The sequence below is a fragment of the Streptomyces sp. AB3(2024) genome, from assembly GCF_041862025.1.
Lineage (GTDB): Bacteria > Actinomycetota > Actinomycetes > Streptomycetales > Streptomycetaceae > Streptomyces.
In genome coordinates this window covers 22,010-33,387 of record NZ_JBGWAB010000090.1, presented here as the reverse complement: position 1 = coordinate 33,387, position 11,378 = coordinate 22,010, and the positions used below count along the sequence as shown (strand labels likewise).

The 11,378-nt window shown below is 67.2% G+C and carries 10 protein-coding genes; 7 read left to right on the top strand and 3 right to left on the bottom strand.

The genetic code is table 11. The features are described from left to right. The first annotated feature begins 212 nt into the window (after positions 1-212). Together ACEPPI_RS28155 and ACEPPI_RS28150 are read left to right on the top strand one after the other, a co-directional pair. Entirely contained in the window at positions 213-1,010 is a 798-nt protein-coding gene (locus ACEPPI_RS28155) for a hypothetical protein (RefSeq protein ID WP_373918073.1), read from the top strand. 45 nt (positions 1,011-1,055) lie between these two features. Then, positions 1,056-1,469 (top strand): NUDIX hydrolase, encoded by a 414-nt coding sequence (locus tag ACEPPI_RS28150; RefSeq protein ID WP_373918072.1) that lies wholly within the window; start codon positions 1,056-1,058, stop codon positions 1,467-1,469. 347 nt (positions 1,470-1,816) lie between these two features. Here the strand turns inward: ACEPPI_RS28150 and ACEPPI_RS28145 are convergent, their stop codons facing one another. Further along, positions 1,817-2,053 (bottom strand): hypothetical protein, encoded by a 237-nt coding sequence (locus ACEPPI_RS28145; RefSeq protein WP_373918071.1) that lies wholly within the window; start codon positions 2,051-2,053, stop codon positions 1,817-1,819. Between the two features lie 676 nt (positions 2,054-2,729). After that, positions 2,730-3,992 (bottom strand): DUF3631 domain-containing protein, encoded by a 1,263-nt coding sequence (locus ACEPPI_RS28140; RefSeq protein ID WP_373918070.1) that lies wholly within the window; start codon positions 3,990-3,992, stop codon positions 2,730-2,732. 273 nt (positions 3,993-4,265) lie between these two features. On the opposite strand from ACEPPI_RS28140, the gene ACEPPI_RS28135 reads away from it, so the two are divergent. The 3 genes from ACEPPI_RS28135 to ACEPPI_RS28125 all read left to right on the top strand — a co-directional run bounded on the left by ACEPPI_RS28135 (position 4,266) and on the right by ACEPPI_RS28125 (position 6,182). Beyond that, complete coding sequence (locus ACEPPI_RS28135; protein ID WP_373918069.1) at positions 4,266-4,538, top strand: helix-turn-helix domain-containing protein; 273 nt, start codon at positions 4,266-4,268, stop codon at positions 4,536-4,538. A 216-nt stretch (positions 4,539-4,754) separates the two neighbouring features. Then, positions 4,755-4,973, top strand: a complete 219-nt coding sequence (locus ACEPPI_RS28130; protein WP_373918068.1) for an excisionase family DNA-binding protein — start codon at positions 4,755-4,757, stop codon at positions 4,971-4,973. After that, a complete protein-coding gene (locus ACEPPI_RS28125) occupies positions 4,974-6,182 on the top strand; it encodes a tyrosine-type recombinase/integrase (protein WP_373918067.1) in 1,209 nt (402 codons plus the stop codon). A 411-nt stretch (positions 6,183-6,593) separates the two neighbouring features. On the opposite strand, the gene ACEPPI_RS28120 is transcribed toward ACEPPI_RS28125, so the two are convergent. Beyond that, positions 6,594-7,736: a hypothetical protein gene (locus tag ACEPPI_RS28120; RefSeq protein ID WP_373918066.1), complete on the bottom strand. Its 1,143-nt coding sequence runs from the start codon at positions 7,734-7,736 to the stop codon at positions 6,594-6,596. An 829-nt stretch (positions 7,737-8,565) separates the two neighbouring features. On the opposite strand from ACEPPI_RS28120, the gene ACEPPI_RS28115 reads away from it, so the two are divergent. Both ACEPPI_RS28115 and ACEPPI_RS28110 read left to right on the top strand, forming a co-directional pair. Beyond that, a complete protein-coding gene (locus ACEPPI_RS28115) occupies positions 8,566-10,266 on the top strand; it encodes a hypothetical protein (RefSeq protein ID WP_373918064.1) in 1,701 nt (566 codons plus the stop codon). Between the two features lie 393 nt (positions 10,267-10,659). Then, complete coding sequence (locus ACEPPI_RS28110) at positions 10,660-11,367, top strand: PaeR7I family type II restriction endonuclease (protein WP_373918063.1); 708 nt, start codon at positions 10,660-10,662, stop codon at positions 11,365-11,367. Positions 11,368-11,378 lie beyond the last annotated feature (11 nt).

Sequence of the window (11,378 nt, the reverse complement as noted above, 5' to 3'; positions counted from 1 at the left end):
CCGGCAAGCTGCCCTCGGCCGACTGACCCCCGTCGAATTCGAGACCGTCATGACCACACCGGCCCTCCAGGCCGCGTGACTCAACCTGTCACCCGAACCTGCATCAGACCCTCCTGGGCGGCGCGTTGGCGAGGGTGGCCTCGTAGTAGGCGACGGCGCGCGGGTTGTCGAGGTGGCGGCCGTAGTCCACGCAGGCTTCGCCCAGGGCACGCATGGTGGACGCGCTCGCCGCCGCCTCCGAGCACCTGGGCACCGCTCCGACGGGGCGTCTGGCTTGGGGGTGGCTCGGCCGGACCATCGGCTCCCGCACCGATGGCGGCCACTGGCTGCGTGTCCACTGCGGCGAGGCCGCCAAGACCCCCGCCACCAGGAACGAGGGCATCGCGCTCGCCGAGGAACGCGTGTCGGACAAGGTGTCCCGCCCGCACCTCCACGACCTGCACCGGTGGGAACGAGGGGGGTACGTCTTCGAGGCCGAACTGATCGACTACATCGCCCAGCCCGTCATCTCCCCGGAAACGCCAGACCTCACCGCGGACCCGGGACTACCGGACTCCTGGTGGGCCACCCTCCGAGAGAGCCTGGACGCCCTCAGCACGGCCGAGCCGCCCCGCGAGACCATCCGGCAGTCCTGGGCGGACCGCGTATTCCCCGAGTTCCTCGGCATCCCAGCGCCGGCCATCACCGCACGCGTCACCGGCCACGCCGATCTGCAGTGGGCCAACCTCACCCACCACCCCCTCGTCATCCTCGACTGGGAACGCTGGGGCGCCGTCCCCGTCGGCTACGACCCGGCCATGCTCTACGTCAACAGCCTCCGCGTCCCCACCGTCGCCGAACGCATCCGCACCGAGTTCGCCGACGTCCTCGACACCCCCGCCGGCCGGATCGGCGAACAGATCGCCCTCGCCGAAATGCTCCAGGCGGTCGATCGCGGCTGGTACACGGACCTGGCTCCGTTGCTGCGCCGACGAGCCGTGGAAATGACGGGTGTTCGTCTCCCGGAGTAGGTCTCACGGTCCAATGACATCCCGGGCAGTCCTGGAGGAGTAGACGTGACGCAGCAAAACACTGAGGAGCGGCCGGTTATCGCAGCGGCCATCGTGGTGCACGAGGGTCGAGTGCTCATGGTGCGGCGCAGGGTCAGCGAGGGCCAGCTCTCCTGGCAGTTCCCCGCCGGCGAGGTAGAGCCCGGTGAATCCCGCGAGGACGCCGCCGTACGCGAAACCCAGGAAGAGACGGGCCTGACCGTGAAGGCGGTCAGGCTCCTCGGCGAACGGGTCCACCCGGCCACCGGCCGGCTGATGTCCTACACCGCCTGTGAGGTGATCGGCGGCCACGCGCACATTGCGGACACCGACGAACTGGCCGAGCTTGAATGGGTTACCCACGCAGAGATCCCGCAGTACGTCCCCTACGGCCTGTTCGAGCCGGTACAAGAGCACCTCGAGGCAGCCCTGACCCGCTGACGAAGGACGTCGAGGTGAGTGGCGTCGCCAAGGACGCGATCCGCCCTCGGTCGCTGCCTGGTGGACCGGTGCCCCCTGGCTCCGGTCCACCGCCACCCCAGGGGCGGGAACGGCCGAGACGCGCATCCCCGACGGGGAAGAGCGTCTTGGCCGATAACTTGCTGCCTGGTCCGGGGCTGGGGTGAGCGATACCGGCTGCTGTTGGTCGCGGGTGACGAGGGTGCGCTGTTCGTGCATCGCGTGGGCCTTCGAATGTGGTTGGGGCCGCGGGGAGGCGACCGTGGACAGGCAGAGCGGCTCGCCCCTTGGGGTGTTCCGTGGGGCGAGCCGCTCTGCCTGGGTGGGAGCTAGGCGGCGTCGGCCTGTGCGTCGTCGAGTTCGGCTTGGAGGGCCTGCTTGACCCTTTCTAGGAGGTCCTTGCCGATGCGTAGGCCCTTGTCGCGAACGGCCTTCTCGATGTGGCGGCGCGATGCCCTGCCGCCACGTCCCAGCGGTGCCGTCCGCCCGATCTCGACCGCCTGCTCGAAGGTGGCGGCGGGCTGCTGCTCGGAGCGTTCGACGGGCGGAGTACCCGGCTCAGCCACATGCTCGGGTCGTGGCTGAGCCACCCCTTCAGCGGGCTGCGGTTCGGGCGCGGCGGCGGAGCCACGTTCGGGGCGAGGGCGCACGGCCCTGTCAATAGCGATGGCCGGCACTTGTGGTTCCGGGCGTGTGGGGCGGCGCTGGACGATGAGGTACAGGTGCACGGCTCCGGCCAGAGCGAGCGGGGCGATGGCGGGAAGGCGTAAGTCAGCGCGGGGTGGATGTGGCTGGCGGCGGCCATCTGGCGCAGCGCGTCGTAGGAGAGCGCGAACGCGGCCAGGGCCATCAGGGCCACTCCGGTGCGGATCGCCCCGGCCAGGGATATCCGGAAGGGCTGGGCAGAGGCGGCGGGGGCGGGGTTGTGCGAGGGCAAGCGTGGGGCTCCCTGGGGTGGTGGCTGTGGGGGTGAAGACTCGTCCCACTCGTCCCGTGCCTGGTCAGAGCTGGTACGGGTGGCGTGGTGGTACGGGTCGGACCCGTCCCGGCCTGGTGATCCGACCCTGTGCTGACCTGCGTGGGGACGGGTGGGACGGGTGTGTGAGGGTCGGGTGCGGCGGGTTGGTCAGGGCCGGCTGACGGCCCGTGGATGCGGCGAGTGGTACGGGTCCACCCGTCCCGGCCTTGCGACCCGTCCCCGCGCTGACCTGCGCTGATACGGGTGGGACGGGTGGGGGCGGGTCAGCCCCCAGACGGCTCGGGCATGACTTCGGGCGGGCAGTACCGGTCCCAGGCGTCGGTGAACTGGGCGCGGGTGAAGCCCTTGGCCTGGATTTCCTCGGGGAAGCGGCGCGTAGACGACCTGATGGCGAAGGGGTCCAGCAGGATCTGCGGGCGACGCGGGATCAGGCCTTGGGCGCCGTCGTTGGCCCAGGGTGCCTCCTCGTCGCGGTTGAGCATGGCGAGGAGCGTCCTGGTGGGTAGGGCAGCCGGGTCGCCGCAGGCTGCGAAGGCGCGGCGAATGTCGGCCAAGAGGCGGGTGTGCAGCGAGTTGTCCTGGTCGAGGGCGGCCTCATGCGCGGTCATCACCCGGCAGGCGGTGCGGGCACGCTCGGACCAGTCCCCTCCGGCGAGGTCGGCGACGATGACCAGCGGCTCCCAGGTGTCCGCGGCACGGTCCTCCACCGGCATGGCGACGGGCATCAGCCCCATGGCTTCCTTGCCGCGCGGGCGCAGCCACGCGGCGAGCCGGTCGCGCACCGCGTGCAGGGCGGGGGTGTCGCGGAAGGCGCGGAACTCCGAGACCTTCTCGCCGTTCCTGCGGCGCCGCATCCGCATGACCACGGACCGGTCCATGATCGTGTCGGGCAGATCGCCGATGCCGGCGAGGGCGGCCATCGCGAACGTGTGGAAGCGGACCACCTCGTGGTTCGGCCCTGCGACGCGCAGCGTGTAACGGCTCTTCTGGAAGCCCGCGTTGAGCAGGCCCCGAAGCTCCTCGTTCTTCTCCGCGACCTTCGCCGAGCCGAAGATCGTATCGACCTCGTCCACCAGGAGGGTCGGCGGATCCGATTCGCCGATCGACCGGAAGATCGCCGCAGCCGAGGCGTTCACCGTGATCAGCGGGTCGTGGACGGTCTCGGTGATCACGTCCAGGAGGCGCGACTTGCCGCACCGCTTCGCCGGACCCACCACCGCCAGGCGCGGCGCGTGCTGCCACACCCTCTGCAGATGCGTGGCCGCCACCCACAGCGTCACCGCCGTGAGCGCCTCGGGGCTCGGCAGCACCACGTACCGCTCGATCTGCGCGGCCAGGTCGACCAGCGCCTGATCGCCTTGCGAGCGGGGGCCGATTGGGGCGGAGCCGGGCTGGGAGGGGGAGGTCAGCGGCTCGGCGACTGCCTCCTCATGGGCGGTGTGGTCGGCCTCGGGCTGGCCGGGGACCGCCACCGGCGGCCAGAGCGCCTTCGTGGGCGCGGTGGCGGGGTCGGGGGTGTTGGGCATCAAGAGGGCGGCTCCTTTGTTGGCGGCCGGGTCGGCGGCCACCTCTCGGAAATGGGGCGGTAAATCCGGCTGGGCCGGGGTGCGTGGACAAGACAGCCACACCCCAGGCCCCCAAGTCCATAGATTGCTCTAACACTCCTGAAAACTTTTTCGGCCCCATAACCGTAGACCCGGAATCCCGGTCGGCGAAATCACTGCCGACGGTCGGTGCATCGCTCACGGCAGACAGGGAAAGGGTTCCCAAAGGTCCGCGGCGGAAGCTACAACACACCAATGCCACCGCGATCTCTTGAAATCGGACCCGCAGGCCGCGCCGCCGCTCAGGCCATCGAGCGCACCCGTGTCGCCCGCGGCTACTCCCATCGCCAGCTCGCCGCCCGCGTCCGCGCCCTCGGCCAGCCCATGACCTTCACCGCGCTCTCGCGCCTGGAACGCACCGTCCGGCGCTGCGATGTCGACGATCTCGTCGCCATCGCCGCCGCCCTGGGAACCCCGCCCCAGAGCCTCCTCGGGAACCCGCCGGCGGCCGGAGCGGGCGAAATATAGCCGACGATCCCCGGTTTCCCGAACCGGGGATTCTCCAGATCATTGGTGTTCCCGGTACGCCTGCCGTCCCGTTCCTAGCCACACCCTTGCCCATTTCACGAGAGGACACTCTTGCGTCGATCGCCGATAACCCCTGCCCGAAAAATCCTCGCCGCCGATGGAGCGGGCGGGAAGAGTCGGAAATCGATTGCCGAGGAATCCAGTGCCGTGAAGGAGGTGACTACAAACGACCGCCTGCTCACGGTCGAAGAAGCCGCAGAGCGCCTCGGCACCGGCGTGCGCTTTATCCGCCGCCTCATCGCCGAGCGGCGCATCCGCTACGTCAAGCTCGGCAAGCACGTCCGCATCGCCGACAGCGTGCTGGCCGCCTATATCGCCGAGCGGACCGTCGAGCCCGTCCGCGGGCGCCGCGTCGGCTACGGGCTGGTGGTCTGAGTGCCGCGCTCCCGCAGAAGGGCCCCGCGCCGCAGCTTCGGCGCGATCCGCACCCTCCCCTCGGGCCGCTACCAAGCCCGCTACCCCGGCACGGACGGCGTGCTGCGACCCGCCCCGCAGACGTACGAGAGCAAGCGGGAAGCGGAGCTGTTCCTCGCCCAGATCCAGGCCGACCAGGCCTGCAGCGACTGGATCGACCCGACCGCCGGCGAGGTGCTGTTCGCCGAGTACGCCCTGCGTTGGATCGAGGAGCGGGGCATCGCGGCCACCACCGACGAGCTGTACCGACGCCTCCTGCGCCTCCACCTGGAGCCGTCCTTCGGGGCGGAGTACGTGAACGCCATCAGCCCCGCCAAGGTCAGGACGTGGCGCGCGGAACGGCTGAAGGCGACCGGAAAGACCACGACGGCCAGGTCCTACCGGCTGCTGAAGGCGATCATGCAGACGGCGGTCGAGGACGAGTTGATCCGGCGCAACCCGTGCTCGATCCGCGGTGCGGGGCGAGAAGACGCCGACGAACGGCCCGTTGCCACCCTCGAACAGGTCTTCGCGCTCGCCGAGGCCATCGGGATCCGCTGGCGGCTGATGGTCCTGCTGGGGGCCTTCGCCTCCATGCGGCCGGAGGAACTGGCCGAGCTGCGACGCGCCGACGTCGATCTCGACGCGGGCTCGGTACGCGTACGCAGGGCCGCCCCGGAGCTGAACACGGGACGCAGGGTGATCGGAGATCCCAAGTCCCGTGCGGGCAAGCGGGAGATCATACTGCCCGGCTTCGTCCTCCTGGACGTCCGCCGGCATCTGGAGTGGTTCGCGCAGGACGGGCCCGAGGGTCTCGTCTTCGTGGGGGAGAAGGGCGCACCCCTGCGAGGTACGTCCTTCGGCCGCAAGTGGCGCAAGGCCCGCGATGCGGTCGGCATGCCGAAGGAGTTCCGCTTCTACGACCTGCGCCACACGGGGAACACCCTCGCCGCCGACACTGGCGCCAAGCTGAAGGACCTCATGGTCCGTGCGGGCCAGTCCTCGGAGCGGGCCCAGCTGATCTATCAGCACTCCACCAAGGAGCACCAGCGCAGGCTCGCCGCCGACATCGACGCCACCGTCCGGCTCCAGCAGGTGCCTGCTGACGGCGGGCGGCCCAGCCCGAATGGGACCGGGCGAATGTTCCTGCCCTCGGCGCCGACATCCGGTCGGACCGCTCGGGCCAGGTGATCCTCACGCGGGGCGCACATCAACCTGACGCCCCGTTAGGGCAGTTATGGCACGCGAATGGCACGCGAGCTTCGATAGGTCTAGACAACAAACAAGCCCCAGGTCTCTGACCTGGGGCTTTGTCGTGGAGCGGATGACGGGAATCGAACCCGCGCTATAAGCTTGGGAATCACCGGGTACTTGCGTAGCGAAATGGCCTCTGACCTGCGGAATGCTTCTGGTGGCGACGTTCCGTCCGCTCCGGTGCGAACCCCTTTTGACTGCTGCTTACCGCCCCTACTGGCACGTTATGGCACGCCGGGAACGCCCCGCTGACGCAGGAGGCGACGCCGTGCGCCTGGGGCTGGCGAACGGGCCTGACGCGGCCTGAGGGCGCTTGACCAGTAGGAGTCGAGCGCTGTCAGGCTGGGTCTACGGAGCTCCGCCGCTGTTCTGCCTGAAGGCTGCGTACGCCTGGCCGATCGCATGGAGCTTCCCGGTGAACAGAGCGCCGAGGAAGGCGGCGAGGCCGAACACGGCGAATGCAAGGGGGATGGCGGCCATCAGGTCCGCGCCGCCCATCGTCCCGACCGTGAATACGCCGAGCGCGGCAAGGCCCGCGCCGACGAAGACCTTTCGCACCCCGCGAAGGTCTGGCACCTCCGGTCCCGGCTCCGCTGGCAATGCCTCCGCGTCCAGCAAGGCCCCGTACGCGGACTGGGCCTGCCGGGTGGCCACGCTCAACGCCATCGCGCCGAGGGCACGTGCAGTGGCTTCCCGGTCCTCAACCAGGCCGCCGAGCTTGTCGGCGAACGCCGTCCGAACCTTCTGGCCGTGTTCTTTTAGACGGCCCCTGTCACCTGCATACCCGGGGATTCCGGCCGCCGACTTCGAGCTGTCCGTCACGGCTGTCATGAACGCCGAAGTCTTCTCATGGGCGGATGCGAGTGCCTCGGCACGCTGCCTCCCGACTGGGGCTCCCACCACGGCGGCGAGTGCCGGCAGCACCTCAAGTGCTTCCGTCACGACCTCTTCGCCCTCTTCGGCGTACCCCTTCACCATCTTGCGCCAGTGATCACTTATGCCACGCCAGCTGGACACGAGGAGGACGGTGCCCGCAAGCCCGACGCCGAAGAAGGCCAACTCCTTCTTTTCCTGGTGTGTAAGTCCGGCATCCGCTGCGGTGGCCGCTGCCGTCTTCTGTGCCGAGGGTGCCGTCTTGGCGGCTTTTGCCCGATTGTCCTTGTCGATGGACAGCCCCGCTGTCAACAGCATGAAGCCGAGGAATCCAATGACGAACGCTGCACCGATCGCGTTGCCCACGATGCCGCCGATCACCGTCGTGTACGACTTCCTGGGCGACCGGGGTGGCCGTGTGTAGACGGCCCGCATGTCGTCCCACGGCACGGGGTCCGTGTACCCAAGCTCGGTGGCGGCGATCCGTGCTCTGTCGATGCGTTCCTCGGCCGCTGTGGCGTAGCGGGCACGCAGGCGGTCACGGTAGCCGGGCTGGGGTATGGCCGTCGGCGGTAATGGAAGCGTGGGCGGGGCCTCAGTGGCGGTCGGCGCGGTCAAGGCCGTGGTCCTCTCTCTTCGGCATACCCGGGGACACGCCAGGTGCGGGCCGCCGGTTGCATTCGGATCCAGAGCGCCTAACGCTCGGCCCCCACAGTGCACACCACTAAGGTATGGGCAGCGGGGGATCAAGGGGGCCGGCAGCGTGGGATCAGGGGCAGAGACGGCCGCCAAGCGGTTTCACAATGCCCTGCTGGGCCTTTACGCGCAGGCCGGCGAGCCCGCCTACCCAGAGTTGGTGTCCCTGGGCAAAAAGCGGCACCCCCAGGTCGCGCTGAAGAAGTCCTCCCTCGGCGATTGGCTCAGCGGCCACACGGTACCTGCCGACGGTAAAGCCTTTACTTGCCTCGTAGCCTGCCTACAGAAGATGGCAGCGGATCGAGGCCGAACGGTTGCCCCTATCCCATGGGAGGACCTTCGCGCGGCAGCACGCCGAGAGAAAGCCCTCAATAGGGTGCATCGAAAGCCTTCAAGTGCGACTTGGCATACGGATGAGGTTCTACGAGTAGAGACCATCGGCGCACTGAGGCCAGTCGATGCACTTAGGTACGAGGTGCACGCGTCGTTCAAGGTCGATACAAGCGAGTCACACACGTCGGACCTCACCGCCTATCTACCCCGACCAGTCACTCTCGACGGTCCACTACGCGAGGCGATTGCTAGCGCCACCCAGTCCAATCAGCTAGTCATCCTTGTAGGGGGATCTTCCACGGGAAAGACGCGAGCATGCTGGGAAGCAGCGCATGCAGTCTTGCCGGATTGGAAGATATGGCACCCGCTTGCTCCCGATCGCCCCCAGGCTGTAATCGAAGCACTACGCAACAACCACTTGAAGCCCTACAGCATTGTTTGGCTCAATGAAATGCAGCAATACCTGCTTCCGCAGCCAGACGGGCCGAAGGTGGCCGCTGCACTTCAAAACCTCCTAGCCGATATCTCCGAGGGCCCGATCCTCCTACTCGGAACAATGTGGCCAGACTACTGGGAGCTTTTGGCCCCTGGAGCCGATGACGAGGGTGAGCTGGAGCTTGCTGTAGCCAACGGAGCGGTTGGGCAGCTTCTGGAACAGGCCATCACGATCACCGTGCCGGAGGCCTTTACTCCGACAGAGTTGGATGCTGTTGCCCACCTGGTCAGAGGAGATCCCAGACTCGCTCTCGCGCGGCAGCGAGCCAGCAATGGACAGATCACACAGTTCCTGGCCGGCGCACCCACCCTCTGGCGTCGCTACGAACATGCGGATGCGCCCTCACAAGCGATTCTCCACGCAGCCATTGATGCTCGACGCTTTGGGCACGGCCGTCTACTCACCGAGGGGTTCCTCAAGGAGGCCGCTTCCGGATACTGCAAACATATCTGGGACAGCCTCTCGGATAATTGGTTCGAGCTCTCACTGAATAAGCTTACGAGGGATTATAGGCGACTCCCCGGGCCATTGATTCGATATAGGTTGCGGCCCGACGAGGGGCCCATCACCGACGACCCCCTCTATTATCTCGCGGACTACCTAGAGGAAAAAGGTCGAATCGAACGTCAAAAGATTCCACCTGAACAGTCCCTCTGGGATGCCTCGGCGCGACATTCGCTGCACCCTGCGGATCTGATTCAGCTCGCCAGGTCGGCGCAAAACCTGAAGAACGAACATTGCGTCGATCTCTACGTGCGAGCATCGGAGTATGGAGACGCTGCAGGAATCCACTGGCTAATTCGTACCGAAATCGGTCGAAGGCGGCTTGCACGCGCGGAGGCTTTGATCGATAACTACGCTCCGTCGGGGCGCCTCTATGCAGAACTTTCCGCTGCAGCGTCTACTGGTGGTTTGGTTCGCGAGGCAGAGCGTTTCGCCAAGAGGGCTTTCCTCCTTAGCGACCCCACTGGATTGCGTCGCCTGGCCTACGACTTCGCAGCCTCAGGCCACGAAGAGACTGCAGAGCGCTTGTACAACTGGGGCGCCGCATCTAACGACACGGTCGCCATTAGCTGGCTTACGCGCCGACGGCTAGCTCAGGGACGTCGCCAAGAGGCAAGGCACTTTGCGGAAGCGGCACTCTCGCTCGGTTTCCCCGCCTCCCTGATGGACGTGGCGCACGACTACCTATCGAACGACGATGCCGCCGAAGCCGACCACCTCTATCGGAAGGTCGCTGAACTTGGCCACGTCAGCGAGCTCCGGCGGGAAGCTGAGGAAGTCTCACGCTATCGGCAACACAGGACGGCGCTCCACCTGTACCAGGCTGCAGCCCGAGCGGGCGACCCTCTTGCCCTCCAGTGGCTGTCGTGGCAGCACGAGGGCAGAGGTGAGCATCTTCGTGCGGAGGAGCTGGCGCACTCCGCGGCACGGCTCGGCAACGCTCATGCACTTCACGGCCTTGCCCACCTCCGGCTCGGCGCAGGCAGCCAGGACGAGGCCCGGCGGCTGAACCTCTTGGCAGCGAGCATGGGCGACACCAACGCCCGTGACTGGCTGGCCAGGAACTCATCTTCCTCGTCCGATTCGGACGATACTCGGATGCCACCCCCATCCTCCTGACCTGCGTCGTTTAAGACGAAGCAGGCCAGACCGATCGCCGGACACCCCTCGGACGGGGTTCCGTGCCTCCACGAAACAGGCCTCGGGCACGGGGTCTCAACGAAGGGGACGGCATGGAAAACCAGGCGAGCCACAAGCCGGCGACAGCACGACGGGATCGGATGGCCCGGCGCGTGGCACAGACCATCGGCTTCGGCCTCCTGCGGGGAGTAGCGACGGGCCTCGGCGCACTGCTCACTCCCCCGATCGCTGGGTGGCTCCAGGGGTTTTGGGGTTGAGTTGGTGGGGTGGTTGCCTCACCAGCACCCCCAGACGGATTGTCAGACCCATCACGCAGACTGTCCTGGGCCGGGGGTTGTCCCTACCCACTTCCGACGATCAGGGAGACACAGCGTGGACACCGAAGACATCCAGCACGCCGTTGAGGACTTCTGGCTCCGGCGGGACAAGCAGGAGAGCGAGCTGGATGACGGCGGAAAGTCAGGCGGAGCGGCCAGGGGCAACGGGCACATCAAGGCCCTCGAAGCCCTGGTGAAGGGCATCTTCATCGACTGCGGGATCCCCGAGGACTGCATCAAGACCGGAAAGCCCTACTTGCCCGGCTACTACCGCGTCCGCAAGCAGTGGGACCTGGTCGTGAAGTACAAGGGTGTGCTGGTGGCTGCATTCGAGTTCAAGTCCCAGGTCGGGAGCGTCGGGAAGAACTTCAACAACCGATTCGAAGAGGCGCTGGGCAGCGCCACCGACATCGAGGCCGCACAGCGGAAGAACGAGGAGAGCCCGTTCGGGCAGGTACCTCCGTGGCTCGGTTACGTGTTCATCCTGCAGGAGACCCCCGAGACGGAGAAGGAGGGGAGGGACACGCGGGCTATGTTCCCGACAGATGCAGCCTTCGAGGGCATGTCGTACAACCAGCGATACCAGGAGATGATCCGGCGGTTCATCGGAGAACGCGTCTACGACGCAGGCTGGTTCATCACCTCGAAGCGTGCCGAGGGCGAAATCAGTTACCTGGAGCCCCTGGCAACGGCAACGTCGGACGTCCTTCGCGCAGCCATTGAGGGGCGTGTCAAGGTAGTCAAGGCGATGCTGAAGGAGTAGGACGTGGACGG